Source organism: Paraburkholderia franconis (genome assembly GCF_009362735.1).
Lineage (GTDB): Bacteria > Pseudomonadota > Gammaproteobacteria > Burkholderiales > Burkholderiaceae > Paraburkholderia > Paraburkholderia franconis.
The window spans coordinates 71795-98787 of sequence record NZ_WHNP01000004.1 but is presented as its reverse complement, the minus strand read 5'-3'; the positions used below and the strand labels follow the sequence as shown (position 1 = coordinate 98787).

23 protein-coding genes are annotated in these 26993 nt (G+C 64.0%); 8 read left to right on the top strand and 15 right to left on the bottom strand.

All coding sequences use genetic code 11. The features are described from left to right. Window positions 1–2 precede the first annotated feature (2 nt). The 3 genes from GCT13_RS05460 to GCT13_RS05450 form a co-directional block, all read right to left on the bottom strand. The gene (locus GCT13_RS05460) at window positions 3–2345 is read right to left on the bottom strand and encodes a bifunctional diguanylate cyclase/phosphodiesterase (RefSeq protein WP_152755722.1); all 2343 of its coding nucleotides are present in this window, start codon (window positions 2343–2345) and stop codon (window positions 3–5) included. A gap of 234 nt (window positions 2346–2579) precedes the next feature. Continuing rightward, window positions 2580–3071: a GNAT family N-acetyltransferase gene (locus GCT13_RS05455; RefSeq protein WP_152755721.1), complete on the bottom strand. Its 492-nt coding sequence runs from the start codon at window positions 3069–3071 to the stop codon at window positions 2580–2582. A 225-nt stretch (window positions 3072–3296) separates the two neighbouring features. Continuing rightward, window positions 3297–4718: an aldehyde dehydrogenase family protein gene (locus tag GCT13_RS05450; RefSeq protein WP_152755720.1), complete on the bottom strand. Its 1422-nt coding sequence runs from the start codon at window positions 4716–4718 to the stop codon at window positions 3297–3299. Between the two features lie 101 nt (window positions 4719–4819). Between GCT13_RS05450 and GCT13_RS05445 the strand changes: the two genes are divergently transcribed. Both GCT13_RS05445 and GCT13_RS05440 read left to right on the top strand, forming a co-directional pair. Continuing rightward, window positions 4820–5875: a LysR family transcriptional regulator gene (locus GCT13_RS05445; RefSeq protein WP_227746726.1), complete on the top strand. Its 1056-nt coding sequence runs from the start codon at window positions 4820–4822 to the stop codon at window positions 5873–5875. Window positions 5876–5991: 116 nt separating this feature from the next. After that, entirely contained in the window at window positions 5992–6429 is a 438-nt protein-coding gene (locus GCT13_RS05440; protein WP_152755719.1) for a YciI family protein, read from the top strand. 30 nt (window positions 6430–6459) lie between these two features. Here GCT13_RS05440 and GCT13_RS05435 read toward each other — a convergent pair whose 3' ends face one another. Genes GCT13_RS05435 through GCT13_RS05420 form a run of 4 tightly spaced genes read right to left on the bottom strand, consistent with a single transcriptional unit; the run spans window position 6460 to window position 10762 of the window. Next, a complete protein-coding gene (locus GCT13_RS05435) occupies window positions 6460–7626 on the bottom strand; it encodes an ABC transporter permease (RefSeq protein WP_321574200.1) in 1167 nt (388 codons plus the stop codon). 14 nt (window positions 7627–7640) lie between these two features. Further along, window positions 7641–8795, bottom strand: a complete 1155-nt coding sequence (locus GCT13_RS05430) for an ABC transporter permease (RefSeq protein ID WP_152755718.1) — start codon at window positions 8793–8795, stop codon at window positions 7641–7643. 33 nt (window positions 8796–8828) lie between these two features. Continuing rightward, on the bottom strand, window positions 8829–9548 hold the full coding sequence (locus GCT13_RS05425) for an ABC transporter ATP-binding protein (protein WP_227746731.1): 720 nt from the start codon (window positions 9546–9548) through the stop codon (window positions 8829–8831). 5 nt (window positions 9549–9553) lie between these two features. Then, complete coding sequence (locus GCT13_RS05420; RefSeq protein ID WP_152755717.1) at window positions 9554–10762, bottom strand: efflux RND transporter periplasmic adaptor subunit; 1209 nt, start codon at window positions 10760–10762, stop codon at window positions 9554–9556. A gap of 203 nt (window positions 10763–10965) precedes the next feature. Here GCT13_RS05420 and GCT13_RS05415 point away from each other — a divergent pair, with 203 nt between their 5' ends. The 3 genes from GCT13_RS05415 to nudC all read left to right on the top strand — a co-directional run bounded on the left by GCT13_RS05415 (window position 10966) and on the right by nudC (window position 14723). Next, window positions 10966–11823, top strand: coding sequence for a class I SAM-dependent methyltransferase (locus GCT13_RS05415; protein ID WP_152755716.1), 858 nt, complete (start codon window positions 10966–10968; stop codon window positions 11821–11823). A gap of 109 nt (window positions 11824–11932) precedes the next feature. Next, window positions 11933–13651 carry a SulP family inorganic anion transporter gene (locus GCT13_RS05410; protein ID WP_152755715.1) on the top strand — a complete coding sequence of 573 codons (1719 nt, stop codon included), beginning with the start codon at window positions 11933–11935 and terminating at the stop codon, window positions 13649–13651. A gap of 85 nt (window positions 13652–13736) precedes the next feature. After that, entirely contained in the window at window positions 13737–14723 is a 987-nt protein-coding gene (nudC, locus tag GCT13_RS05405) for an NAD(+) diphosphatase (protein ID WP_152755714.1), read from the top strand. Between the two features lie 42 nt (window positions 14724–14765). Here nudC and GCT13_RS05400 read toward each other — a convergent pair whose 3' ends face one another. Next, complete coding sequence (locus GCT13_RS05400) at window positions 14766–15278, bottom strand: Ohr family peroxiredoxin (RefSeq protein WP_152755713.1); 513 nt, start codon at window positions 15276–15278, stop codon at window positions 14766–14768. Window positions 15279–15727: 449 nt separating this feature from the next. On the opposite strand from GCT13_RS05400, the gene GCT13_RS05395 reads away from it, so the two are divergent. Then, window positions 15728–16756 carry a LysR family transcriptional regulator gene (locus tag GCT13_RS05395; protein ID WP_152755712.1) on the top strand — a complete coding sequence of 343 codons (1029 nt, stop codon included), beginning with the start codon at window positions 15728–15730 and terminating at the stop codon, window positions 16754–16756. 397 nt (window positions 16757–17153) lie between these two features. On the opposite strand, the gene GCT13_RS05390 is transcribed toward GCT13_RS05395, so the two are convergent. Together GCT13_RS05390 and GCT13_RS05385 are read right to left on the bottom strand one after the other, a co-directional pair. After that, window positions 17154–17429 (bottom strand): hypothetical protein, encoded by a 276-nt coding sequence (locus GCT13_RS05390; RefSeq protein ID WP_152755711.1) that lies wholly within the window; start codon window positions 17427–17429, stop codon window positions 17154–17156. 249 nt (window positions 17430–17678) lie between these two features. Beyond that, on the bottom strand, window positions 17679–18068 hold the full coding sequence (locus GCT13_RS05385) for a hypothetical protein (protein WP_152755710.1): 390 nt from the start codon (window positions 18066–18068) through the stop codon (window positions 17679–17681). Window positions 18069–18444: 376 nt separating this feature from the next. On the opposite strand from GCT13_RS05385, the gene GCT13_RS05380 reads away from it, so the two are divergent. Further along, complete coding sequence (locus GCT13_RS05380) at window positions 18445–20316, top strand: right-handed parallel beta-helix repeat-containing protein (RefSeq protein ID WP_193727579.1); 1872 nt, start codon at window positions 18445–18447, stop codon at window positions 20314–20316. A gap of 135 nt (window positions 20317–20451) precedes the next feature. Here GCT13_RS05380 and GCT13_RS05375 read toward each other — a convergent pair whose 3' ends face one another. The 5 genes from GCT13_RS05375 to GCT13_RS05355 all read right to left on the bottom strand — a co-directional run bounded on the left by GCT13_RS05375 (window position 20452) and on the right by GCT13_RS05355 (window position 25489). Then, window positions 20452–21453: an Ldh family oxidoreductase gene (locus GCT13_RS05375; protein ID WP_152755708.1), complete on the bottom strand. Its 1002-nt coding sequence runs from the start codon at window positions 21451–21453 to the stop codon at window positions 20452–20454. Beyond that, entirely contained in the window at window positions 21450–22430 is a 981-nt protein-coding gene (locus GCT13_RS05370) for a hydroxyacid dehydrogenase (protein ID WP_152755707.1), read from the bottom strand. Before GCT13_RS05370 ends, GCT13_RS05375 begins: the two co-directional genes overlap by 4 nt. After that, window positions 22427–23761, bottom strand: a complete 1335-nt coding sequence (gene dctA, locus GCT13_RS05365; protein ID WP_227746725.1) for a C4-dicarboxylate transporter DctA — start codon at window positions 23759–23761, stop codon at window positions 22427–22429. Before dctA ends, GCT13_RS05370 begins: the two co-directional genes overlap by 4 nt. A 190-nt stretch (window positions 23762–23951) precedes the next feature. Beyond that, window positions 23952–25127 carry a UxaA family hydrolase gene (locus tag GCT13_RS05360; protein ID WP_152755706.1) on the bottom strand — a complete coding sequence of 392 codons (1176 nt, stop codon included), beginning with the start codon at window positions 25125–25127 and terminating at the stop codon, window positions 23952–23954. Window positions 25128–25219: 92 nt separating this feature from the next. After that, window positions 25220–25489, bottom strand: a complete 270-nt coding sequence (locus GCT13_RS05355) for a UxaA family hydrolase (protein WP_235851095.1) — start codon at window positions 25487–25489, stop codon at window positions 25220–25222. A gap of 296 nt (window positions 25490–25785) precedes the next feature. On the opposite strand from GCT13_RS05355, the gene GCT13_RS05350 reads away from it, so the two are divergent. Then, entirely contained in the window at window positions 25786–26571 is a 786-nt protein-coding gene (locus tag GCT13_RS05350) for a GntR family transcriptional regulator (protein WP_227746724.1), read from the top strand. Window positions 26572–26993: the final 422 nt, after the last annotated feature.

The window sequence follows — 26993 nt, the reverse complement described above, 5'->3', positions numbered from 1 at the left end:
TATCACCATTGCTCGGCCGTCGGCCACGGCAGACGCCGCAGCGACCAGTCCAGTTCCGCGCCGACCACGCAGCGCCCCTCGGGCGACTGCAACGCGACCGTCACCGCGATGCACGGCCTGCCGCTCGCGAGCGACAGATACGGGCTGCTCGTGACGGGCACGCCCGGACGCAGCACGGCATTGCGGAAATACGGCCGATGATCCCAGCGCGCATCGCGCGGATTCGCGACGGGATACAGCGACCCGCCTTCGACCGCCGACGCCCTGCCCATCACTTCCTGTCCGATCTGCCGCCCCGTATCGTCGAGCACGAAGCAGCTGACGCATAGCTCCAGTTGCGCAAGATCGCGGAACGCTTCGTCGAGCGGCACGCCTTTGAGCCATGCGTCGACGCCCGCATCGAGCGCCTGCCGGTACGGCCGCACTTCCGATTCGAACAGCGCATGCTGATGCGCGCGCCCTTGCGCGATCACATCGAATGCGTGATCGATGCGCCGGTGCACGGCATCGGGCGGCGTGATGGACGGCGACGGCCGGCCAAGCAGAAAGCCTTGCGCGAAGTCGACGTTCGATTCGACGGCGAGAATCAGCTGCTCCGTCGTCTCGACGCCTTCCACCACGACCAGCATGCCCGCCTGATGCAGCAGCGAGACGAGCTTCGGCAAGATCGGCTGCTCGACGCCCGGGCTTGTTGCGCGTATCAGCTCGCCGTCGAGCTTCACGAGATCGGGCCGGATGCGCAGCAGACGATCGAGGTTCGAGTGGCCCGCGCCGAAATCGTCGACGGCAATCAGAAAGCCGTGCTCGCGATACTGCCCTGCCGCGCGCGACATGTCGTCGACGCTGCCGCCGTGCGACTCCAGCAGTTCGAGCACCACGCGATCCGGCGCGAGCCCCGCTGAGCCTACGAGCTGCGCAAGCTGACCGGCATAGCCGTCGGCGATGAAAGTGGCAGGCAGGATGTTGAGAAAGAGCCATGCGTCGTCGGGAATCAGGCGGCGCGCATTACCGAGATGCAATGCGTGGCTCGTGCGGTCGAGATCGCCCTGATCGCTGAACGGCCTCGGCGAGAACAGCACGGCGGGCGGCACGTGCGAGCCGTCCTCGCGCTCGCCGCGCAACAACGCCTCGAAACCAACCTGCTTCTGGTGCGAAAGGCTGTAGAGCGGCTGGAAGTGCGAGTTCAGCCAGAAATCGTCCCACAACTGGCGAAGCGGCTCCGACGACGCGCCGTCCACGAGATCATGCGCCCATGTGAGACGCACGGGATCGACGGGCGCCGCGCGTTCGACGCACACGCAGTCGCGCCCCGTATGCTTCGCTCGCAGCAAGGCCTCGTCGGCGCGATCGAGCAGCGCCATCATGCTCTCGCCGCGCCGGTATTGCGCAACGCCGAAGCTCGCGCTCAAGAGGCCATCGGGACGCGCAATGCGGCCGATCGCGCTGCGCAACGTTTCAGCGAGCTGCGCGGCGGGACGCAAGGCCGCGTCGTGCAGCAGCACGAATTCTTCTCCACCGATGCGGCCCACGATGTCGGCCGGCGTCGTCATCTCCTTCAGCACGCGCGCGACGTTCGACAGCGCCTGATCGCCGACTGCATGGCCGAACCGGTCGTTCAGCGACTTGAAGTGATCGATGTCGAGAAAGACGGCGCTCACTGTCGCATCGCCATCCAGCTTCGACAGACGCATCGCCGCCTGGTCGAGAAACGCACGGCGGTTGTGCAGTCCGGTCAGCGGATCGGTTGCGGCAAGGCGCGCGAGGCGGTCTTCGAGCAGAAAGTGATTGCGTCTGAAGCGGTAAAAGCCGAAATGAAACACGGCGGCCGTCGGCAGCGCGATGGCGAGCCACATCCACCACGCGACGCTCGCATCGCCTTGCGCGCGCGGCAAGCTCATCAGCAGCGGCACACCCGTTGCGCAAAAGAGCGCGCTGCCGATGAAAAAATGCATTGGCTTGAGCCACAGCGGCGCCGCGCAGACGGGAATCGCCACCATTGCGGGCAGCACCCACACCAACGGCACGTCGAGCCCGTCGACATTCAACGCGAGCCCCGCGAGCAGCACGAGCATATACGCGACGCCGATCGCGCCGAATTGCGATGTGGTCTTCGCGCGGGCAATCGCGGCGACGAGCAGCGCAAGGCACGCGGCGCACCCAAGCCGCCAGATGAGCGGCACGGCCGGCCCCGTCGCGAAGCAGCGTGCGAACGCGAACGCCACGAATGCGACGACGGTAAACGCCATCGTCATGGTCGCAAGGGGTCGCTGATGTTCCAGTGAACGTCGGTGAAACCGGTGTTGCAATCCGGCGTCGGACGTCCGATCCGTTAGGGAGGAAAGCATTATTAGCTCAGGCCAGTTCCGGTGACTCTGCCGATGTATAACGGCAACTCTGGCCCGAGGTTGATACTTCATATGAAAACAGCGATGCACGTTGGCATCGACTGATGCTGCATTTGACAATTGCACGCCTCGCGAGCGCGAACCGTCTGCATCAAATGTCAATTGCGTCGCGGGTGCAAGCTCATGCTCTCTCAGCGTGAGATCGAGAGCGATCGAGCACGTCCTCCTTCCCCTTCAGAGAACGAGTTCGAGAAAGCGAGTCCCTGCAACGGGATTCGCATAGTAGGCGGCCGTTTCGGTAAACCCCATGCGTTCGTACAAACGCTGCGCGAAGGCCGTTTGAGGAACCGAATCGAGCACGAGCTTCGCATATTCCAGCGCCTTCGCTTTGCCGATCACCGATGCAACGAGTTGCTCTCCAAGCGACAGACCACGATATGCAGGACGCACATAAAGCCGCTTCACTTCGGCAATTTCATTTGAATGACGCAGCAGTCCCACGCAGCCCGCTAAATCGCCGTCTGCTTCCGCGACGAAGAACATGCCCGATGGCAACGCGTATGTCTGCTCGAAAGACTGCATTTCACGTTCGAAGCCGCGATACGACAGGTCCATGTCGAGCCATTGCACGTACTCGCGAACGATCGCGACAAGAGGCGCCGTATCGGCCGGAAAAACGGCTTCGCGAATTGAGGGAAGCACTTGATGCGTGATTGAAGCCGACATGTCGTCCTCGCGCTGAATACCCGGATCATCCGTACGGGACTCAGCGTAGTGCTCGCGACTGCGCACAGTCTTGAACGTTTGTGCAAACGCGCAGCGCACTTGCATTCCCACTATCCGACGCAGAACGCTAACGCGCGGCACGGCGCGCGACACACAACGAAACGCGGCGAAAGGCGTATCGTCCTTCACCGCCGCAGTCCGCATCAGTGTGCTGTGATGCCCCCTTCACAGCACGCCGAGCACCGCCTTCGGTTCGAGAAACGCTTCGAGTCCGAACGTGCCGTACTCGCGCCCGATGCCCGACTGCCTGAATCCGCCGAACGGCGCGGCGGGCTCATGCGCAAGCGTGTTGACGAGCACGCGACCCGCGACAATGCGCGACGCCACGTCCCGCGCGCGCTTTGCGTCCTGCGAGAACACATAGGCCTGCAGGCCGTAGTTCGTATCGTTGGCAATTGCGATCGCTTCTTCGGTATCGCGGTACGCGATGATCGACAGCACGGGGCCGAAGATTTCCTCGCGCGCGATCGTCATGTCGTTGGTGACGTCGGTAAAGACGGTCGGCCGCACGAACCAGCCCGCATCGAGACCATCGGGACGCCCCTCGCCGCCTGCGATCAGACGCGCGCCCTCGTCGATGCCGATGCGGATATAGCGCTGCACGCGCTCCCATTGCTTCTGGCTGACCATCGGGCCGATCGTCGTGCGTGGATCGCGCGGGTCGCCTGACTGCGTACGCGCCACTTCGTCGCGCACGCGGGCCTCGAACTCCGCGAGACGCTGCTGCGGCACGAGAATGCGCGTGCCCGCGATGCACGCCTGGCCGCTGTTCATGAAGCCCGCCTGAATCGCGAGCGGCACGATCTGATCGAAGTCGGCGTCGTCGAGCACGACGACGGGTGACTTTCCGCCGAGTTCCAGCGTCACGCGCTTCAGCGTGTCGGCGCCCGTGCGCAGGATCGTCTTGCCGACGGCCGTCGACCCCGTGAAGGATAGCTTCGCGACGTCCGGATGCGAGCTGATCTGCGCGCCGACGGTCTCGCCGCGCCCCGTGACGATGTTGAACACGCCGGGCGGCAAGTCCGCTGCATGCAGCGCTTGCGTCACGATGCGCGTCTGGATCGCGCTCATCTCACTGGGCTTGATGACGGCCGTGCAGCCCGCCGCCAGCGCGGCCGCGAGCTTCCCGCAGATAAAGCCCGCGTTGCTGTTCCAGGGCGTGATCAAGCCGGCGACGCCGAGCGGCTCCATCGTCACTTCGGCCGTGCCCGCGCGCCGCGTGAACTCGTAGCCTTCCAGCACCTTCGCCGCTTCGAGCAGCACACTGCTCGCATGCTGCGCCATCCAGCGGCCGCGCGACACGGGCGCGCCGTATTCGTCGACGATCGCCTCGTATAGCTCGTCCTCTTTCGCAACGATGGCGGCGTGCATGCGCTTGAGCATGTCGATGCGCTCGCGCTTGCCTGTGCGTGAAAACGACGCGAATGCGCGCTTCGCCGCCGCGATCGCATCGCGCGCATCCTTCGCGTCGGCGAGACGCACGCGGCCGATCACGCTCTCCGTCGCCGGATTGAAGAGGTCGAACATCTCTTCGCCATGCGGCGTGACGAACGCGCCGTTGATATAGATCCTGTCGATTGTCTGCATCTGTCTGTCCCGTAACACACGTTTAGTGGCATACGATAGCGGCGCCGCATTGAACGGACTAGCCGTACAATCAGGCATGACCTATTGAGCGAAACAGGATAATGAAAACCACAGGACTCGGCGAACTGGAAGCGGTGCTGGCCGTCTCGCGTCATCGCAGCTTCCGTGCGGCCGCCAATGATCTGGGCGTGTCGACGTCGGCGCTCAGTCATGCCGTCGCGTCCCTCGAAGCGCGCATCGGCGTGCGGCTCTTCAACCGGACGACGCGCAGCGTGTCGCTGTCCGAAGCGGGCGCTCAATTCGTCGACAGCGTCGCGCCCGCGCTTTCGACGATCCGCGTCGCGCTCGAACAGGCGGGCAGCTTCCGCGATACGCCGAGCGGCACGCTGCGCATCAACACATCGGTGGGCGCCGCGCATCAGGCGATGCCCGTTTTCATCGCGTTTCTGCAGCGCTATCCGGAGATGAAGCTCGACATCGTCACGGAAGGCCGGCTGATCGACATCGTGGTCGAAGGGTTCGATGCGGGCATCCGTCTCGCGGAAACGGTACCGCAAGACATGATCGCCGTGCCGTTCGGCGACAAGCAGCGTTTCGCCGTGGCGGGCAGTCCCGCGTACTTCGCGCAGCACAAGCCGCCGCGCACGCCCGCCGATCTCCATCAGCACGACTGCATCCGCACGCGTCTGCCAAGCGGCGCGATCTATCAGTGGGAATTCGAGCGCCACGGACAGACGCTGCGCATCGACGGCAAAGGCGCGCTCACGCTCGACGAACCTGGCCTGATGCTCGCCGCCGCGCGCGCCGGTCTCGGCCTCACGTACCTGACGGAATGGACGCTCGCGGCGGATCTCGAAGCGGGCAGGCTCGTGCGCGTGCTCGAAGACTGGACGCCGCCGCTCGACGGACTGTGCCTGTACTATCCGGGGCGGCGGCATGTGCCCGCCGGATTGCGCGCACTGATCGCGATGATCCGCGAATGGGCCGACATGAACCGGACCGAAGCGGCAAAAGCGGCCGACGCGACGATCAGGCGCAAGGCGAGCGCGAAACAGGTGCCCGCTGTATCGAAGAAGACGGCGGCGAAAGCGCCACGCACATCGACGCCGAAGCGGAAATCAGCGGACAAAACGCGTCGAACGGAGCGAGCGAACTGAACCCGTCCGACGATCGTCAAACGTTCGCACGCTGTCGATTTCAGCTATCGTCGATCGTCGTAACGATGAAAGCCGCCTGATCGCGGCTTCGACAACCCATTCGAGGAGAAGCAACGATGAAAGTGATGGTGATCGTCAAGGCCACGAGCGATTCGGAAGCCGGCAAGATGCCGGATACCGAACTTCTGGCCGCCATGGGCAACTTCAACGAAGAACTCGTGAAGGCGGGCGTGATGCTCGCGGGCGAAGGCCTGCATCCCAGCTCGCGTGGCAAGCGCGTGCGCTTTTCGGGCCCGCAGCGCACCGTGATCGACGGTCCGTTCGCGGAAACGAAGGAACTGATCGCCGGCTTCTGGCTGTGGCAGGTGAAGTCGATGGAAGAAGCCGTCGAATGGGTCCGGCGCTGCCCGAACCCGATGGAAGGCGAATCGGAAATCGAAATCCGTCAGATATTCGAAGCCGACGATTTCGGCGCCGAGTTCACGCCCGAGCTGCGCGAACAGGAAGACCGCTTGCGGGCCGATATCGAACGGCAGGCGCACAAGGCGAAGTAACGCTCCGCTCGTCGGCGGAGCGAAACGCGCTCAACGTGCGCGGAGGGCATCGACGATGCTCATACGCGCGGCGCGCATCGCGGGCAGGAATCCGCCGACGAGTCCCATCGTCATCGAAAACGCGAGCGTCTTCACGACGATGGCGGGCGTCAGGATGAAGCGGAACGACAGGTCCGCGAAGGTCTGGAAGTTGGTCGTCGAAAACGACGCGAACTGCATGAAGGCCGCGCAGCCCAGGCCCGCCATGCCGCCGACGAATCCGAGCAACATCGCTTCGACGAGAAACGCGGCGAGCACGTTCGAGCGCCTGAAGCCGAGCGCGCGCAACGTGCCGATCTCCGCCACGCGATTCGCGACGGACGCATACATCGTGATCATCGCGCCGATCATCGCGGCGATCGAAAAGATCGTCGACAGCGTGAAGCCGAGAATGTTGATGAACGTCGAGAGCGCCTTCGACTGGTCGCTGTAGAACGTCTGCTCGCGCTTCGCTTCATCGGCGAGGCGCGGATCGACGTCGAGATCCTGTTTGAAGCCATCGAACTGATCGGACTGCGCAAGGCGCACCACCATCGACGAATAACTGGTGCGGCGAAACGATTGCATCAGCTGATCGACGTCGCCCCAGATTTCCGAATCGAAGCCGCTGCCACCGGCATCGAACGTGCCGACCACCGTCCAGTCGCGCTGCGCGAAGTGCAAATGCTCGCCCGGCTGTGTGCCGCTGAAGCTCTTCGCGACGCCGCTGCCGACGATGATCTCCGACGAGCCGGGACTGAACATGCGCCCCGACGCGAGCTTCACTTGCGGCCGCAAGCTCATGCCGGCGGGCGACACGCCGCGTATCACGACGTTCGACGGTTTGCCCGTGCTGAGCTTCAGCAGCGAAATCAGCACGACGGATTCTTTCGACGCCATGCGCCTGCCATCGCTGCCCATCGCAACGGCAGGATGCATTTCGATCACGTTGGCCTGAGCGCGGTCGATCGCGCTCTGCACTTCCGTTTCGGCGCCCTTGCGGATCACCACGACGTTGTCCTCTTCGCCCGTCGAAACGAGCGTTTTCTTGAGGCCCGCATCGAGCATCAGCACGGTCGCGAACACGAACACGACGAGCGCGAGTCCACTCGCGGTGAGCGCCGTGGTCAGACGGCGCGTCCACAGGTTGCGAGCGATGTACGAGAGCGGGATCGCCACGATAGACCTCGCCTCTAGCCGATTGCCCGCAGGCCTTCGACGATTCGCACGCGCGCCGCCTGCATCGCCGGAATGATCGCGGCAGCGAGCCCGACGGCGAGCGCGCACGCGGCCTGCAACAGCATCGTCTGGTGCGATACGACGAACACGGGAAACACGCCGCCCGTCGCCTGCTTGAAGAAGCTCGCGGCGGGCGGCGTCGCGAGCATGCCGAGCGCGCCGCCCACCGCGCTGATCGTCACCGATTCGCCGAACATCAGCAGCGCGAGAAAGCCAGGCCCGAAGCCGAGCGCCTTGAGCGTCGCGTATTCGACGGTGCGCTCGCGCGCGCTCATCGCCATTGCATTCGCCATCACGGCCATGATGATCACGATCACCACATACGACACGAGACGAATGGCCGCGATGATCTGATTCGACATCGCGACGAATCCGAGCTGGAATGCCTGCTCCGTCTCCGTGAGCGTTTCGGCGAGCGAGTTCTTGAACACGGCGTCGACGTTGCGCGAGATCGCGGCGGCATCGTCGGGGCTAGCGATGCCGAGCACGTACACGCCGACCTGATCGGCTTTGCGCCCCGGCATCTTGCGCACCGTTTCGTTCAGATAGTCCCAGTGAAAAATCAGCTGGCGCGTGATCGTCGATTCGTCGCGCCCATCGAGAATGCCGCGCACCGTGAATTCCCACGTGCCCGGATAGATCGTGCCCTTGATGGGGATCACGTCGCCGACCTTGAAGCCAAACGCGTTCGCAAGCTGCCTGCCGATCAGACAGCCCTTGCGGTCACGTTCGTAATCGCTGCGCTGCTGCGCGGGCAGAATGAATTCCGGGTACAGGTCCAGATAGTTATCCGACACGGCGAACTGCGCGAAGAAGTTTTTCGGCTCGCGATAGATGCCGCCGAACCAGCTCGAACGCGCGACCATCGTCACGCCGTCGACGCCTCGAATGCGGTTTTCGTAGCTAAGCGGCAGCGGGAACGTGAGCGAGATCGCATTGCGCGTGACGAGCCGCGCATTCGACGCCGCCGCCGCGCCCGCGTACCACGCGTCGACCACCGTATGCAGCAGCCCATACGCGAGCACGGCGATCGTCAGCCCGAGCACGGTCAGCATCGTGCGCAGCTTGTGACGCAGCGCGTTGCGCGTGATCAGCTTCAGCAGATGCATGGCAGCCTGCGATTGCGCGCTTCATTGGGCATTTCAGCGAGCCGTTCCATCGATCAGCTCCCCTTTCTCCAGATGCACGAGCGCCCTTGCCGCGCCCGCCGCATGTGCGTCGTGCGTCACCATAATGATGGTCTTGCCCAGCTCGCGGTTGAGCCGCTGCAACATCGACAGCACTTCCTCGGCGGACGCGCGGTCGAGGTCGCCCGTCGGTTCGTCGGCGACGATCAGCGTCGGATCGGTGATCAGCGCGCGGGCAATCGCGACGCGCTGCTGCTGGCCGCCCGACAGCTCCGACGGATAATGATGCGCGCGGTCCGACAGATTGACCATGTCGAGCACGAGCGCCACGCGCTCGCGACGGTCCTTGCGCGTCAGGCGCGTGAGCATCAACGGCAGCTCGATATTCTCGAACGCCGTCAGCACAGGCATCAGGTTGTAGAACTGGAAGATGAAGCCGACGTGCGCCGCGCGCCACTGCGCAAGCGCCGCTTCGGAGAGCCGCGTGATATCGACGCCGCCGACGCGCAGCTCGCCGCCGTCCGGCCGGTCGATGCCCGCGATCAGATTGAGCAGCGTGCTCTTGCCCGAGCCGGACGGCCCCATCAGCGCGATGAAATCGCCATCGCCAATGGCAAGCGTGATGTCCGACAGCACGGGCACCGTCTGCACGCCGCGCCGATACGACTTCACGAGGTGCCGGATGTCGACGAGGGGCATCGCCTCTTTCAGTGCCGCGCTCGCGTCATGACTCATGTCGTTCACGGCTTCTTCGCCACGGTGACTTTCGCGCCGTCCTTGATGTGCTCGTTGGGCGAGCGCACGAGCACGTCGCCGGGACGCACTCCGCTGACGGCGACCAGTTCGCCGAGCGTCGCGCCCGTCATGACGGGCACTTCGCGCACGGCATCGTCCCTGATAGCGAACACGACCTTGCGTCCGCCGCGCTCGACGATGGCGGCCGGCTGCACCGCGACCACCGGCTGTCTGTCCTGCGGCGGCACGGGCTTCGACAGGAACGCAATCTTCGCGCTCATGTCGGGCAGCACGCGTTCGTCGCGATCGACGAAACGCACCTTGACGAGCACGGTCGCCTTCGAGCGGTCGACGGTCGGCACGATGCGCGACACGCTTCCCGCGAGGCGAACCTCCGGCAGCGCGTCGAGCTGGATCTCGCACGGCTCGTTGACGGTGATCTTCGCGATGTTCGATTCGGCGACGTCGGCCTCGACTTCGAGCGTTGCCATGTCGGCGATCGTCACGACGGCACCCTTGCTGTCGGACGCCTGCGAAAACGGCGTGATGTTGTCGCCGACGTTCGCGTGCTTTTCGATCACCACGCCGTCGAACGGCGCGCGGATCACCGTCTGATCGACGGAGACCTGCGCAGCCTGCGCGTTCGCCTGCGCCGACACGATTGCGGCGCGGCTATTGTCGATCGACGCCTTCGCCTTGTCGTAGCGTGCGAGATCGGCGTCGTACTGGGTAGCGGGAATGGCGCCGTTCGGCGCGAGGATCGCCGAGCGGTGCAGATTGATTTCCGCGTTCTTCAGTTCCGCTTCCTGCAGCGCGAGATTGGCCTGCGCGACCTTGACCTGCGCCTTCGCCTGCGCGAGTGCGGCCTCGACGTCATTGCTCTCGATCCGCGCGATCACCTCGTTCTGCTTGACGCGCGTGCCTTCGAGCACGCCGAGCCATTCGAGCCGCCCTTGCGCCTTCGACGCCACGGCCGCCTTGCGCTGCGGCACGACGTAGCCCGTCGCGTTGAGCAGCGTGTAGGTTTGCGAAGGGTAAGCGGACACCACGGTCGTGGTGTCGACGGTCTGCGGCCCGGCGAGCCGCAGGCCGGCAAAGAGCGCGCCGGCAAGCAGCAGCGCGACGGCCCCGTAGCCGATCCAGTTGCGCCGGCGGCCGCCCGTAGCGACGGCCGGCCGGTCGATTTTGAGCCGCTTCAGATCGTGATCTGCCAATTTATATGTCGTCGCCGGATGGCTCGTGCAACCCTGGACGCCTCATGTGATGAAGAGCGCATTGGGCGCACCGCCATGCCGGCTACCTGTCCTGTAGTCGGGCCCACAGTATAGCGCTGCGCACCATCCCTACTTTTGTCCGCAGGCATGCGATTGCTTTACAGTCTTGTCGTCGACATTCGATTATTCGAAGGGAGAAGATCATGCAGGACAAGCCGACGGTGGCGGCCGACAGCACCGCTGTACGCGTCGCGTTGTGGCGGGCCATGCATGTGCAGGTCGATGCGCCGCCGCACGTGCTCGTCGACGAGATCGGCTTGCGCCTCGCCGCGCCCGACGAAGGCTGGCGCAACCGCCCCGACATGGACCCGCAGGGCACGCGCGGCTATCGGGCATCGATCGTCGCCCGCGCGCGTTTCATCGAAGACCTGGTGACGCAAGAGGCGAACCACGGCGTGTCGCAATACGTGATTCTCGGCGCGGGGCTCGATACGTTCGCGCAGCGCAAGCCGGAGATCGCGTCGCGGCTGCGGGTGTTCGAAGTGGATCGTCCGGGAGCCGAAGCGTGGAAGCGGCAGCGCCTGATCGAACTCGGCTACGGCATTCCGCCGTGGCTACGGCTCGTGCCCGTTGACTTCGAAGCGGGCCAGTCGTGGTGGGACTGCCTGTCGGGCGCGGGCTTCGAAGCGGGCGCGCCGTCCGTGGTGGCATCGACGGGCGTGTCGATGTATCTCACGCGCGACGCGAACCTCGCGACGCTGCGTCAGATTGCGAAGCTCGCGCCGGGCTCGACGCTCGCGATGACTTTCCTGTTGCCGCTCGAACTCATCGATGCCGCCGAACGCGCGCAGCATCAGGCCGTGTACGAACGGGCGCGCGCGGCGGGCACGCCGTTCGTCAGCTTCTTCAGCCCCGACGAGATGCTGGCGATGGCGCGCGAAGCGGGTTTCAGCCAGGCCCGGCACGTATCGACGGCCGACCTGACCGAGCGCTATTTCTCGCATCGACGGGATGACCTGCGGCCGGCGACGGGCGAGGCGTTTCTCGTTGCGAGCACCTGAGTGCCGATCACCAGGCCCGCGACGCGTTCGACGCGCCTCGGGCCGTTGGACCCGCGGTTGGTCGAACCGGCGGCCCGCGGTTGGACCCTATAACAACAAGGTGTCGAGCATGCGCGATACAACTGAAAGTCCCGCACGCCTGAGCGTTCTGAAAGGCCTGCTGCCCATCGACCGTACCCGGGCGTTGCGCGATGTGTTCGCGGGCATATCGCTCGCGTCGATGGACATTCCTCAGGTGCTCGGCTACGCGCGCATCGCCGGGATGCCTGCCGTGACGGGGCTTTACACCGTCTTTGTGCCGCTCGTCGCGTTCGCGTTCTTCGGCGCGTCGCGTCACCTCGTGGTGGCGGCCGACTCGGCCACGGCCACGATCTTCGCGAGCCGCGCATCGGCGCTTGCGCCGATGGGCAGCGCCGAATATGTGGCGCTGGCGGGCACGGTCGCGCTGCTCACCGCAGCGCTGCTGCTGCTCGCGCGCATCTTCAAGCTCGGCTTTCTCGCCGACTTCCTGTCGCGCACGGTGCTGGTCGGCTTTCTGACGGGCGTCGGCATTCAGGTGTCGATTGCGATGCTCGGCGACATGTTCGGCATGACGGTGCCCTATCCTTCGTCGCGAAGTCTCGCGCAGTTCGCGTACGTGATCGGCCATCTCGCTCTCGCGCATCTGCCGACGCTGGCGCTCACGGCACTGGTGGTGGCGGCCATCCTCGGCTCGAAGGCGCTGTCGCCGCGCTTGCCGATACCGCTCGTCGTCGTGGTCGGCAGCATCGCGGCAAGCAAGACCTTCGACTTCGCGTCTCACGGCATCTCCGTGCTGGGGCCGCTTGCGGGCGGCTTGCCGCCGCTGCGCTTTCCGGACGTCACGTGGCAGCAGTTTCTCGATCTCGTGCCCGTCGCGGCATCGTGTTTCGTGATGGTCATCGCGCAAAGCGCCGCGGCGGCGCGCGTGTTCGCGCAGCAGTATCACGAAGACGTCGACACGAACGCCGACATCCTCGGGCTGGCCGCCGCGAACGCAGCCGCTGCGTTCAGCGGCACGTTCGTCGTCAACGGCAGCCCGACGCAGACCGCGATGGCCGAACGCGCCGGCACGCGCAGCCAGCTCGGGCAACTCGCGTTCGCCGCCGTAGTCGTGGTCGTGCTGCTGTTCCTGAGCACGTGGCTGCAATATCTGCCGCACTGTGTGCTGGCGGGCATCGTGTTCACGATCGCGATCGGCATGATCAACGTGCAAAGCCTGATAGCGATCCGCAGCGAGAGTCCCGGCGAGTTCACGCTGGCGCTCGTCACGGCGGCCGCCGTCGTGATGGTGGGCGTCGAGCACGGCATTCTGCTCGCCGTTGCGCTGTCGCTGATGCGGCACGTGCGGCACAGCTACCGTCCGCATACGATGGTGCTGGAGCCCGCGCCCTCGACGGGACGCTGGCTGCCCGTGCCCGCGCAGCCGGGAACGATGACGGCGCCCGGGCTGATCGTGTACCGCTTCGGCTCGGATTTGTTCTTCGCGAACGATCACTTCTTCACTGCCGAAGTCTCGCGGCTGATCGACGCGGCGCCGGGTCCGCTGCACTGGTTCGTCGTCGATGCGGGCGCGATCACCGATCTCGACTATTCCGCCGCGCGCACGTTGAACGATCTGATCGACAACCTGCACGAGCGGCGGATCGGCGTGCTGTTCGGACGGGTGAACCGCTATCTGCGCTCCGATATGGACCGGCACGGCATCACGCAGACGATCGGCAATTCGAACATATTCGAAACGCTGCACGAGGCGCTCGCGGCGGCGGGCGTCGGGAGTCCGTCGGCGCACGAGCCCGGCGTGCTGTAAGGGTTGCGCCGCGCGGACATGCGCCGCAGAAAAGTACGACATGCCGTGCCATACTTGCGAACCGTCCTCTTCACACGTCAATGCGATGACCGCCCCTTCCGCTTCCATCGGCTTCAACCTGAACCCGCTCGACCGCCGCTCCGACAAGCGCGACGACGACGCCTTCATCGAACGCCTGCGCAGCGATCCCGCCGCGCGCTTTTTCGTCTTCGATGGCGACGTCCCCTTGCTCAAGCGCGGCGACGAACAGGATGCGTGGTTTCTCGCCGGTGAAGTGGCTGCATTCGGCGAGCCGCTGCAAAGCGTGTTTCTGGGGCAGCACGACGACGGCAGCGGCCGCTTCGCGCTCGGCTTCACGCTCGGCCTGGAGCCCGGTGAAGGGCAGACGCAAGGCGTGCTGCACGAGCGTATCGATCTGCGCTCGATCGCGATGCGGGGCCTCGTTGCGCCTGAGCTGGTCGGCATGCTGGGCCAGGCGAAGTCGATGCTCGACTGGCATCGCCGCCACAGCTTCTGCGCGAACTGTGGCGCGGCCAGCCGTTCGGCGGCGGCAGGCTGGCAGCGTGTATGCGACGCATGCGGGACGCGTCACTTTCCGCGCGTCGATCCCGTCGTGATCATGCTGGCGGTCGACGGCGAGCGGTGCCTGCTCGGACGCCAGCGCCAGTTTGCGCCGGGCATGTATTCGGCACTCGCGGGTTTCGTCGAGCCGGGCGAAACCGTCGAAGATGCCGTGCGCCGCGAAGTGCTGGAGGAAGCCCACGTGACGTGCGCGCAGGTCGTCTACTTCGCGTCGCAGCCGTGGCCGTTTCCTTCGTCGATGATGATCGGCTGCTTTGCGCGGGCCGCCGACACGGAGATCGTCATCGACGAGGCGGAGCTCGAAGACGCGCGCTGGTTCACGCGCGCGGAAGTCGCCGCGATGCTGGCGGGCACGCATGCGAACGGACTGTCCGCGCCGAAGCCGTTTGCGATCGCGCATCATCTGCTGCGGGCCTACGTCGAACACGGCGAGGCGGTGCTGCAACGCGATGGCGATCAGACTATGGCGCCTTCGAGGGCCTCGTCATAACCCTGAAACGCCGCGCGCTCGCGCGCGAATAGGCATCCCGCGTCAGTCGATGACGGCCACGACATTGACGGTTCCCTGGCGGGCCATCTTCGCGTAGGGACACAGGCGCTCGGCATTTCGCACCATCTCTTCCGCCACGGCCCGCTCGACGCCCGGCATCCGCACGCGGACATCGATGACCAATGCGTAGCCGCCGTCCATCGGATCGCGGCCGAACGCGACCTGCACCTCGACGGCCGTATCGTCCAGCTCCAGCTTCGCGCGCTTTCCGAGCAGATTCAGCGCGCCATGAAAGCACGCGGCAAAGCCTGCTGCGAATAGCTGCTCGGGATTCGTTCCGTTGCCGGGGCCGCCGAGTTCCGTCGGCAGCCGCAGATCCACGACGAGATTCCCGTCATCCGAACGGGCCACGCCGGATGCGCGGCCGTGTCCCGTCTCGCCGCCGGAAACCGTGACGGTCGTCGTGTACAGCGGCGCGAAATCCCGGCCCCGATACCGGTCGAGCAGCGAAAGCGGAGGAGCCTGCAGTTCCTCGTTGTCTTTTTCGTTGTCCATGTTGCCCCCTGGCTCGGCGACAAGCGCTCTGATTTTCAGCAGACAAGCGTACCGGATTGGCTTCTGCCCCGGTATCGGCGAATCCGCGCCCGCCTTCGTCGATTTGAGCAAAACGAACGATCGTATAGCTGGCGTCGGCCTTCTGCATGTTTTTCGCCTGGACGCGTCCGTTGCGGAACAAGGTGTCCTGACGGCGCAACCAACATGCTAGGCGAGCGCGGACCGAGGCGGTAGAGCCCTCCACGGCCTCACGGTGTTTCCCGTGCGGCGTCAATCGACAAGACGGCCGCCAGAACGCTGTACCGCATCTCTTCAACGTGTCCTACACTACGAAAGCCAGCCGAAAGCCGCGCCGAATTGCTGCGGCTGCGCGAAAACTCCCGATACCCAAATACAAACAGGCACCCCCGACGGCTCAGCGATGCCGGTGCCCACAGTCGGAGCCCTCAATGGATCAACCGGATATACCGCAGCATGGTTTTCGCGTTGGCCTGCCCAATCCCGCTGACGCCTTGTCGACCTGTTTTGCGACGAGCTACGCGGGCATCATCTCGTTCATGGCCGTCGCCACGGAAGGAAGCTTCGCCAAGGCGGGCGAGCGATTGGGGATCGGGCGCTCCGCCGTCAGCCGCAATGTCCAGAAGCTCGAAACGCAACTCAGCACGCGCCTCTTTCTGCGGACGACGCGAACGACCCATCTGACGCGCGAGGGCGAGCGGTTCTTCGAGAACTGCAACCGGGGCGTGACCCATATCGTCGAGGCGATGAACGACATGCTGGATCTTCGCCACGGCCCGCCGCGCGGCTTGCTTCGCATCAGCTCGACGGTGGGATTCGGGCGCAAGGTGGTTGCGCCGCTGATTTCCACGTTCACCGAAGCCTACCCGGATATCGCAGTCGATCTGCTTCTCGATGACCGGCCTACGGATTTCGCCGCCGAACAGATCGATGTCGCGTTTCGCGACGGGCGCATCGAGGACTCCAGCATCATCGCGAAACAGCTGATTCCGATGCAGATGGTGCTCTGCGCGTCCCCTCTCTACGCCGAAAAGCGGGGGCTGCCGTCGACGCTCGAAGAACTGGGCCAGCATGAGTGCATCAACTTTCGCTTCTCCAGCGGGCGCGTGTTCGAATGGGAATTCAAGGTCGACGGCCTTATGCGAAAGTTTCTGCCGACGGCCAGACTGACTTTCAATGACGTGGACCTGGTATTGCGCGCGGTCCTCGACGGACATGGCATCGCGCAAATGCCCGGCTACCAGATATGCGATCACATCGCGCGGCACGAACTCGTGATGGCTTTGAAGCGGCATGTGCCGGACGATCGCGGCCACTACATCTGCTACCTCTGCCGACAGCATCTGCCATCACGCATCCGCGTGTTCGTTGATTTCATGACCGAGCAGATCCGGGCGCTCAATCTGCTTTGCTTCGAAGATTTTTATACGGAATGTCCTGAGCGCGAGCATCAGGCATGAAAGCCGTCCGTGCCGTGGCGATCGTCTCTGCAATTGATGCCGCTACGGAAACGGTGAGTGTTGCGATGTGCCTCTACTGAAGCAGCGACTCGAGGTCTACGATTCGGACATGGTAACGCGGTCGACCGACTCGGTTGAAGAGCCGTCGAAGCCGTGAGTGGAGAACATCATGTCTCGTTTCGGACCTGCGCTCGTATTCGCCGGCTGGATCATCCTCACTGCCGTCAATATCGGACTTGCGCTTGCGGTCTCGTTCAGCGGCGTCGTCTGAACGGTTGGATGTCGACAGGTTATCGATGAATCGTCGATGGGTTGTCCAACCGCGGGCGAACCGCGGACCGGCCGCAGAGCTACGCGCCGCAACCGACCGCGATCTTCGTTCCGCGCACTGCACGCGCTACTGCGCCGCCGTGAGTTTCAACCCCGCAGGCCGCAACGACGGCGGTACTTCCTGGTGCCCGCGCCGGTCGTCAGAGACCTGTTCGATGCCTTTCTTCTGCACTTCCTCGCAGAACGCGATACGCGAGCGGTAATAGTCCGCCTGCATCTGCGCGTCGAGGACACGTTGCTCGGCCTGGTAGAGTTCCATCCGAAGGTCATGCAGCGCACGTTCGGCCTGTCTTTCAGGGGCAGCAGAGTGATGTGACGCCCAGCGGATCAGCCATTGCAGCATCGTGGAGCCCTCCTCTTCGCAGTTGTGCTTTTGCGGCATGAAACGCGCGCGCACTGTTCCTGTTCACCACGGCTCTAGGCTATCAAAAATAAGATAGGCACTTGTGTGTCTTATCGCACGTGTTGCGAAAACGATACCTCGGCAAATCCCCCGTTGCGCATTGCTGCGGATTGCGGTGAGCATCCCCGCCCACCGCGCGGTTCAACTCGCGGCCCCGGTCACTGATTGCGGATGGTTTGCACAATCATCTCAGCCGAGTTTTTCCTTCAGGAACGCGACCACGTACGGCGTCGCGGCAGCCGCGACCGTCGACGCGACAGCCGGATCGATTCCCATCCTCTGCGCGAGCGACTCCGCGACGCGGCCAGTCAGGATGCCTTCGCCGCCTTCCTCGATCGACTTGAAAAAACCATCGCCTCTGACGAGGCCGGCCGCGAATGCCGCAAAGAAGCTCTTGCCCGGATGCTCCCCCATCAGACCGGCGCTCTGCTCTTCGACATGCGCATGCGCCGTCTCGGCCACCTGACCCAGCATCTGCTGCGCATCGGCGGGACTCACGCCCTGCTCCGCGAGAGCCTGCGCGGCCTGATTGCCATGCTCAGACGCAAGAAATTCGGAAACGAGTTGCTGTACGTCCATGGAACGCTCTCCTACGAAAGTTACGCATTAAGGACCGGTGACGGAGTCGACGTGACAATTAGCTGACGCTTTGCAAGACGATGTCACGGCTGCCGACGAGGGTGTGTCGGGGACACTCAGACTAGCCGATTTCGGGGGATGGGGAAAGCCGTTGCTGACGACCGCCCACCACAACGCGATCCGCGAATCGCAGGGTCTAGTTCGTACACGTCGCATACGGCTGGATGACAGAGCCGTACTACAGACTTCAAATGGATTCACGCTCACAATCCCGAATCGCAGCAACCTGTCATTCAGTATGCCGAACTAAATTTCTGCCCCAATCGGAAAGGAACGAAAAATCATGATACTTGAATCGTGTTGTCGTAAAGCTGGTATGGCGGCCGTTGTCACGGTCGCAATGGTTTTCAGTCTCGCTGGCTGCGGAGGCGACAGCGGCACCGACATCGCCGATGCCGCCAGCGCCGCAACGGCGAAGAGTGCGGCATTGGCAGCGGTTGCCAGTTCGGCTCCCGATCCCGAACCGCTCATCGACATGACGGGCGTGCGTAATACGGGCGCCGGCTCTGTACGCGTCGGAACGGCCGCATATGCGGTGCCTTCAGGCGCCGTCATCTATGTTTCGCCGAGCGGATCGGACACGGCGGCGGGCACGCTTGCGGCACCTCTTGCCACGATACAGCAGGCCGTCAACAAAGCTTCTGCGGGCGCAACGATCGTGCTGCGCGCAGGCTCTTATCACGAACGCATCACGACGAACCGGCAGGTAACGATCCAGGCCTACCCGCGCGAAACGGTATGGCTCGAAGGCAGTTCCGTTGTGAGCGCCTGGACGCGTACCAGTTCGGCATCGAAGTACGTATGGGCTGCGGGCTGGAACCATGTGTTCTCGCATGATCCGACTTTCACCCGCGGCGCAGCCGATGGTACGGGCAGCGGGCAATTTATCAACCCGGCTTATCCAATGGCAGCGCATCCGGATCAGGTGTGGGTGGATGGTGTGGCACAGACTCAGGTTGCGTCACTCGGCCAGGTGACGCCCGGCAGCTTTTTCTACGACGAGACCGGCGCGAAGCTTTATCTCGGAGCCGATCCGACGGGACACGTAGTGCGCGCCAGTGATATCCAGGTCGCCATCACCGACAACAGCACGGGCAGCACGTTCCAGGGCTTCGGTGTCCGGCGTTACGCACCGTCCGTGCCGGATATGGGCGCTGTCCAGCTTCTGGGTTCCGGCGTGACCTTCAGGAACGTCGCCGTCCTCGACAACGCGACGACAGGACTGTTCGTCGGCAATGCCAACGCGACGGTGCAGAACGTGACCGTCGCACGTAGCGGTCTGCTTGGCGTTGGCGGAAACCGGACTGATGGACTGCGCATGCAGGGGTTGCTCGCGGTGGCGAACAATCAGGAACACTTCAACATGTCGCCCGTAGCAGGCGGCTTCAAGACATCGCATTCACGCCATGTAGTCGTGAGCGACAGCGTGTTCCTCAGAAATCTCGGTACGGGCTTGTGGTTCGATGAATCGTCGTATGACATCAAGATATTGAGCAACGACTCGATCGGCAACGCCGGGCATGGCCTTGATACCGAAATCTCGGACACGGCGCAGTTCGTCAACAACCTGGTCGTCTCGAATGGCGGGAGCGGCATCAAGGTCATCAACACGAGTGACGTCGATATCTGGAACAACACGCTTGCAAAGAACAGCACGACTACCAGCGAGCGCAATCTCAACATCGTGATGGATACCCGGCGTTGGGCCACGGCAACATCATCCAGCCAGAAGGATTTGCGTCCGAACGTGGCGACGCCTCCTGACATGACGTGGATCACAGGGCCGACCAATGTCCACAACAACGTCATTACCGGCGGCTCCGGCAACTGCCTGATCTGTATGGAGGACTACTCGCATCAGTACACGGCCGCGCAACTCAAGACCACCCCCGACAACAACGTCTATCAGCGGTCGTTGGTCAATGCTCCTACCTGGGTCGCCGTGTGGTCACGTGGGCAAATCAACGTGAACCCTGCCGTCTATACGACATTGCGCGCTTTCAGCAGCGATACCGGTCAGGAAATGCATGGCTTCTTCCTCGACGGACCGGCCGCGCTCGATGCAAGCTACAAGCTGACACCCGCTGTGAGCTCGGCTATCAACACAGTTTCTGCGCCGCTTCCGCCTGAGATCGCCATGCTGATTCAGAAGCCGGCCGGAATACGAGCGCTTGGCGTCTGGTGGTAGCCAGCCAACTCCGTTGACATCAGTCCGGCACGGTCACGCTGCTGTGCCGGACCGGCAATGCCGTGAAGCACTGCGCGATCGAACCGATCGCGCACGACACAATACAGAGCACAAAACACGGCACAACCAGAACCACTACCCCGCCAGCCCCACAAGCTGCGCGTGAAGCGCATCGGGAATCTCGATCCCGTCGCGCGCGGCCGCATCGGCGAGACTGCGCCGGCGCTCACCTGGCAAGCGCACGTCCGCATCCTGAAGCATCGCGGCGATCAGTGCCTCCACTCTCGACAGGTACGCTTCACTGCCCGCCAGCGCGCCCGGATCGATCGCCCAGAACAGATGGCCGATCTGCGATTTCTCGCCCTCTTCCGTCAGGAACGAGCCCGCCTCGTAGCCGAAATTCGCGCCCGCAAGCGCTGCCACGAGCAGTTCAACCATCAGCGCTAGCATCGCGCCTTTCGCGCCGCCGAACGGCAGCATCATGCCGTCGAGCGCGGCCTTTGCGTCGGTGGTCGGCGAGCCGTCGCGCGTCGTCGCCCAGCCTTCGGGAATCGGCTTGCCCTCGCGCGCCGCGACCATGATCTTGCCGCGCGCGACGTTCGACAGCGACAGGTCGATCAGCAGCGGCGCTCCATCGCGGCGCGGAAATACAGCCGCAATCGGATTCGTGCCGAACAGCGAATGACGTCCGCCCCACGCGGGCATCGCAGCGGGTGCATTGCTGAACGCGAGCCCCACCAGGCCCGCCGCGCCGAGCGCTTCGAGGTGATATGCGCCGACGCCGAAATGATGACTGCGCCGCACGCTCGCGACCGCGCTGCCATGCTCGTGCGCGCGGCCAATCAACGTTTCGATCGCGAGCTCGCAGGCCGGAAACGCCATGCCGTCGGCGGCGTCGATCAGCACGGCCGCGTTGCGCGCATTCGCGATGAACGCCTGCGCCTGCGGATCGACGCGGCCGTTGCGCAACTGCGCGACGTACATCGGCAGACGCGCGACGCCGTGCGAAGACAGCCCGCGCTCGTCCGCGTAGACGAGCGCGCGCGCCGTCGCCGAGGCCGTCTGCTGCGTCGCGCCCGCAGCCAGCATTGCGCGCGTGGCGAGCGCGTACAGGTCGCCGGATAAAACACGCGTCATGTCGAAACTCCTTCCCGTCGTTGTGAACCACGCTCGCCTTCGAGCAGCGCCTGCGTCACGCGCGCCGCCACGAGCGTGCTGACGCGTTCGTTCGATTGCACTGTGAGTCCCGCGATATGCGGCGTCAAGATCAGGTTCGGCGCGCCCGCGAGCGGCGAGCCCGCCTTGAGCGGCTCGTCGGCGAACACATCGAGGGCCGCGCCGCCGAGGCGCCCGTGCTTCAGCGCATCGGCGAGCGCGCTTTCGTCGATCACGCCGCCGCGCGACGTATTGATCACCACGGCGTGCGGCTTGAGCATCGACAGTTGCGCGGCGCCGAGCAGATTGCGCGTGCTGTCGACGAGCGGAACGTGAACCGACACGACATCCGCCGCGCGCAACGCGTCGTCGAATGTCAGGCATTGCGCGCCCGTCTCTTTCCAGCACGCGGCGCTCGCCGGCTGCTGCGGATCGTAGCCCGCCACCCGCATGCCGAGCGCGCGCGCCAGTTGCGCGACGAGCTGCCCGATCCCGCCGAAGCCGATCACGGCCAATGTGCTGCCCGCCGCTTCGCGTCCGTTCGACAGCGCGGTGCGCGGCCATTCGCCCGCCGCCACCGAAGCGCTCGACAGATACGCGCCGCGCAGCAGCATCAACGCCGTCGCGATCACATACTCGGCGACGGCGCGCGCATTCGCGCCCGTCGCGGGCAGCACCTGCACGCCGCGCTGCGTGCACGCTGCGAGATCGATATTGTCGAGCCCGACGCCCAGGCGCCCGACGGCCACCAGTTTCGGCGCGCCATCGAGCAACGCCTGCGTGACCTGCGTGCGGTTGCGCACGATCAGCGCATCTGCATCGGCGAGTTGGCTGCGCAACGTGTCGGGATGATCGACGAGCGATGCGTTCGCATGCACGTCGAAATGTTGCTGCAGCGCTTCGACGGCGGACGCGTCGATAAACTCGCTAACGACGACTTTCTTGCGATCGTTCTTCAATTCGAGCGCTCCTGTGCATAGGCGGGCGTTCTTTCGCTGATCTTTTCGGCCGTTTCGGCTTCTTCGTCCACGCTGCTTATGGCGAGCGGCTCGGCGAGGATCTTGCGCGCGGCTTCGGCATCGAACGCACCTTCCCAGCGCGCGACCACGAGCGTCGCCACCGCGTTGCCGATCATATTGACGATCGCGCGAATCTCGTTGAGCACGCGGTCGATGCCGATGATCAGCGTGATGCCCGCGACGGGGATGATGTCGTGCGTCGACAGCGTCGCCGTCAGCGCGACGAGCGCCGCGCCCGCGACGCCCGCGCCGCCCTTCGACGTCACCATCAGGATCGCGAGCAGGCCGATCTGCTGAAGTAGCGACAGATGCGTATTGGTGGCCTGCGCGATGAAGAGCGATGTCATCGTCAGATAGATCGCCGCGCCGTCGAGGTTGAACGAGTAGCCTGTCGGCAGCACGAGGCCGACGACGGGCTTCGGGCAGCCGAGGCGCTCGAGCTTTTCCATCAGCCGCGGCAGCACCGATTCCGTCGTCGACGTGCCGAGCACGATCAGCAGTTCTTCGCGCAGGTACTTGAGCAGCGGCCACAAGCCGACGCCCGTCCAGTGGCAGATCGAGCCCAGCACGAGCACGATGAACACGATGCTCGTCAGATAGAAGCAGACGATCAGCAGGCCCAGTTGCTGCAACGTGCCGATGCCGTATCTGCCGACCGTGAACGCCATCGCGCCGAATGCGCCGAGCGGCGCGAGCCGCATGATCATCTCGACGATCTTCATCAGCGCTTCGCCGCACTGCTCGATCACGCGCGACAGGAAGCGGCTGCGGCGCGACATGATCGACAGCGCGATACCGAACAGCACCGAGAACAGCAGCACCTGCAACAGGTTGCCGCGCGCGAACGCGCCGACCACGGAGTTCGGCACGATCTCTTCGAGAAAGCTCTGCGACGCCGCCGTATGCACTTCCGCCACGTAGTGACTGACGGCGTGCGCGTCGAGCGTCTTCGGGTCGATGTTCAATCCTTCGCCCGGATGCAGCACGTTCGCGACGATGAGACCGATGACGAGCGCGAGCGTCGTCACTGCTTCGAAGTAGAAAATCGTCTTCAGACCGACACGGCCGACGTGCTTGAGATTTTCCATCCGCGCGATGCCCACCGACACGGTGCAGAAGATCACCAGCGTGATCAGCATTTTGATGAGGCGGATGAACGTGTCGCCGAACGGCTTCATCTGCACGCCGAGATCCGGCGAGAAATAGCCGACGAGAATTCCGGCCGCAAGGCCGATCAGAACCTGCACATAAAGATGTTTGAGCACGCGCAAGATGGTGTCTCCTCCACTCGCTGCTGCTTGAAGTGAACAGCGTCACGCATCGTGCGTCGGCCTGATGTTCTTCTGTGGCCGGTGCCGCACGGAGCGCGCGCTGTAGCGAAACTGCGTTCGCAAAGCCCGCCGCACTCGGCAAAAGCGGGCGGGCTTCATGGGGACAATGCCTGGTTGGCGATCAGGCAGATCAGGCGCTTTCGAACAGACGCGTCAGCACGAACTCGCGATGTCCCAGCGCCTCGGCCGATGTCCAGCGGCCATTCGCCGTGGCGAGCATCGACTCCAGCAGTTTGTCGCCTGCCTGATCGAGATTCTGTTCGCGCTGCAATAGGCCCGATACGTCGACGTCGATATGCTCGCTCATCGTGCGCACGGTGCGCGGGTTCGCGCAGATCTTGATGACGGGCACGATCGGGTTGCCGATCACATTGCCCTGCCCCGTCGGGAAGAAATGCACGGCGAAGCCGGAGGCCGCGCACAACGTAACCATTTCCGCCGCCGCCGACGATGAGTCCATGAACCACAGGCCCGAATGCGTCGGCATCTCCGCCTTGTCGAGCACGCCGTCGACGCGGCACTTCTTGCCGATCTTCTGGATGTTGCCCAGCGCCTTCTCTTCGATCGTCGTCAGGCCGCCCGCGATGTTGCCCTTGGTCGGCTGCGACTCCGACAGATCATCCGTCTTCCAGCGGTTGATCATGTCCTGGTAACGGTCGAACATGAACTGGAAGCGCTCGCGCACCTGATCGTTCGCACAGCGCGCCGCGACGAGCTGCTCGCCGCCCGTCAGCTCCGACGTCTCGCCGAACACGAGCGTGGTGCCGAGGCCATAGAGCTTGTCGAACGCATTGCCGACAGTCGGATTCGCGCCACAGCCCGACGTGGTATCCGATTCGCCGCATTTGGTCGATACCCACAGGTCCGAGATCGGGCACGCTTCACGTTCGAGCGACGTCGCGTACTGCACCATCTCCTTCGCCGCTTTCGACGCGCGCATGATCGTGTCATGGTCGCCGTGCAGCTCGATGCCGAAGCCCATCACCGGCTTGCCCGACTGCGCGATGCCGTCGACGACGCGCTTGGTCCAGCCTTCCTCGATGCCGATCACGACGACGGCCGCGACGTTCGGGTTGCAGCCCGCGCCGATCAGCGTGCGGAAATGCAGGTCGAGGTCCGCGCCGAATTGCAGGCGGCCATACGGATGCGGCAGCGCCATCGTGCCTTTGATGTTGTTTTCGACGGCTTGCGCGGCCGCATTCGACAGATCGTCGACGGGCAGAATGATCACATGGTTGCGCACGCCGACGCGTCCATTCGAACGGCGATAGCCGTGGAAAGTAGTGTTCTGGTCAATCACGCTCATGGTGGGTCTCTTTGATCGGTCTCTGTTCAGTGAGGGAGTGGCTGGTGCCAAAAAGGGACGCGTGCGTGGGGACGCATGCCCCTCGCGCCGCCTTACCAGCGTTTCGTCTTGATGTTGTGCACGTGAGCGTGCTCGCCCGCCTTGATGGGCTGCACCACCTTGCCGATATCGACGCCGTACTTGTAGACAGTGTCGCCCACGGCCATGTCCTTGAGCGCCACCTTGTGACCGATGGGAATGTCCTGCTTCGCGGAGACGGTGATGACTTCGTCGTCGTCCATGATCCACGCATTCAGCTGCGTGCCCGCCTTGATGCCTTCGACGACCGCGACACCAACGGTGTCTTTCGCTTCGTGCAGCACGATATGAATCGTCCTGCGCTCCTGCGATGGGTTGCCGGAAGCTCCAGAACCCGTTTGCGACCCACCTGCTGCCGTGTAGCTCATCGTTTGTCTCCAGTCTGGTTGACAGGTTGTGTTTCGTCTCCGTGCAAACCATCTTAGGCAGCACTCATCCATATGTCAACCAGATCATCTATATGTGTTTGATGAGCCGGATGAAGTAGAATAATTTGCAAAGAAGCGAGAAGAGCGGCATTGTCCGCTGCACAAGCAACAACAACGCACCGACGAAGCACCATGCACGAGAGGACACAGCCATGAATACGTTGACGATCGGCTCGAACAGCGCCAGCGGCACCATGGGCACGCCCACCATCGGCGGCACACGCTACAAGGAAGTGAAGAACGCGATGCTCGCGGCGCTTTCCGCGCAGGAATGGAAAGGCGGCGAGGCGATACCGTCGGAAAAGCGTCTCGCGGAACGCTTCGGCGTTTCGATCGGCACGCTGCGCAAGGCAATCGACGAACTCGTCGCGGACAACATCCTCGTGCGCCATCAAGGGCTCGGCACTTTCGTCTCACAGCATCAGCGCGACCGGCACTTCTTCCGCTTTTTCCGCATCGTGCGCCAGGACGGCGACAAGACCTACCCGACCGTGAGCCTCGTGTCCTTCAGGAAGGCCAAGGCGACGCGCGAAATCGCCGCGATGCTCGGCACCGAGCCGAACGCGCGCGTCTTCACGTTCGTCAACCGGCTGGCGCTGCACGGCGAAACGGTGATGATCGACAACATCGCCGTCGCCGAAGCGCGTTTTCCGGGGCTGACGGAAGCGGCGCTGCGCGAACGACCGAGCACGCTGTACAACTTCTATCAGGATTCCTTCCACATCAACGTCGTCGGGACGGAAGAGCGCCTGCGCGTCGCCACGGCCGACGACGCCGAAAGCAAGCTGCTCGAAGTGCCGCACGGCACGCCGCTGCTCGAAGTGCGGCGGGTCGCGTACTCGTATCATCACGCGCCCGTCGAGGTGCGCATTTCCCATGTGAACACCGCGCGCTACGAATACGTCGGGCCGTCCGCTTCGCACGAAGAACCGCTGTAACCGCATGCACTACACGCTTTAAAGCGTTCAGCAATCACACGACAAAAGGGACGTGCCAGCACGTCCCTTTTTCACGTTTTCCCGCAGTTGCAATCGGCAAGGGCATCACCTACACTCGACACTCATACAGATGAGTTAAATCACAAGGCACTTAACGCACCGCGTGCACGGTGCCCGACAACAGACCATCAAGGTACCGGGTTCCAGTCGTGCGCCGCCATGCAACGCTTCGCGGCGCGAACGAACGGAACACAAGGAGACACTCGCGATGCGTACCCTGCCTCATCGTCGTCCCGCACATCCGTTCCATCGTCAAGGGCCACGTCCGCATTGCCGCGCGTCTGTCTGCGCGCGGTTCGCCATCGTTTGATTCCGTCGCGCGTGCGTACCGGCTTGCCCGGTGCGCACGATTGCCTGTCGCG

Bases quoted from the DNA above. Each gene is read 5' to 3' on its own strand.
- GCT13_RS05425 (WP_227746731.1), bottom strand. From the start codon at position 9,548: ATGAGTCATGACGCGAGCGCGGCACTGAAAGAGGCGATGCCCCTCGTC.
- GCT13_RS05440 (WP_152755719.1), top strand. From the start codon at position 5,992: ATGAAAGTGATGGTGATCGTCAAGGCCACGAGCGATTCGGAAGCCGGC.
- GCT13_RS05380 (WP_193727579.1), top strand. From the start codon at position 18,445: ATGGCGGCCGTTGTCACGGTCGCAATGGTTTTCAGTCTCGCTGGCTGC.
- GCT13_RS05390 (WP_152755711.1), bottom strand. From the start codon at position 17,429: ATGCTGCAATGGCTGATCCGCTGGGCGTCACATCACTCTGCTGCCCCT.
- GCT13_RS05395 (WP_152755712.1), top strand. From the start codon at position 15,728: ATGGATCAACCGGATATACCGCAGCATGGTTTTCGCGTTGGCCTGCCC.
- GCT13_RS05445 (WP_227746726.1), top strand. From the start codon at position 4,820: ATGAAAACCACAGGACTCGGCGAACTGGAAGCGGTGCTGGCCGTCTCG.
- GCT13_RS05375 (WP_152755708.1), bottom strand. From the start codon at position 21,453: ATGACGCGTGTTTTATCCGGCGACCTGTACGCGCTCGCCACGCGCGCA.
- GCT13_RS05400 (WP_152755713.1), bottom strand. From the start codon at position 15,278: ATGGACAACGAAAAAGACAACGAGGAACTGCAGGCTCCTCCGCTTTCG.
- GCT13_RS05455 (WP_152755721.1), bottom strand. From the start codon at position 3,071: ATGTCGGCTTCAATCACGCATCAAGTGCTTCCCTCAATTCGCGAAGCC.
- GCT13_RS05410 (WP_152755715.1), top strand. From the start codon at position 11,933: ATGCGCGATACAACTGAAAGTCCCGCACGCCTGAGCGTTCTGAAAGGC.
- GCT13_RS05460 (WP_152755722.1), bottom strand. From the start codon at position 2,345: ATGCTTTCCTCCCTAACGGATCGGACGTCCGACGCCGGATTGCAACAC.
- GCT13_RS05385 (WP_152755710.1), bottom strand. From the start codon at position 18,068: ATGGACGTACAGCAACTCGTTTCCGAATTTCTTGCGTCTGAGCATGGC.
- GCT13_RS05415 (WP_152755716.1), top strand. From the start codon at position 10,966: ATGCAGGACAAGCCGACGGTGGCGGCCGACAGCACCGCTGTACGCGTC.
- nudC (WP_152755714.1), top strand. From the start codon at position 13,737: ATGACCGCCCCTTCCGCTTCCATCGGCTTCAACCTGAACCCGCTCGAC.
- GCT13_RS05450 (WP_152755720.1), bottom strand. From the start codon at position 4,718: ATGCAGACAATCGACAGGATCTATATCAACGGCGCGTTCGTCACGCCG.
- GCT13_RS05360 (WP_152755706.1), bottom strand. From the start codon at position 25,127: ATGAGCGTGATTGACCAGAACACTACTTTCCACGGCTATCGCCGTTCG.
- GCT13_RS05350 (WP_227746724.1), top strand. From the start codon at position 25,786: ATGAATACGTTGACGATCGGCTCGAACAGCGCCAGCGGCACCATGGGC.
- GCT13_RS05430 (WP_152755718.1), bottom strand. From the start codon at position 8,795: ATGCATCTGCTGAAGCTGATCACGCGCAACGCGCTGCGTCACAAGCTG.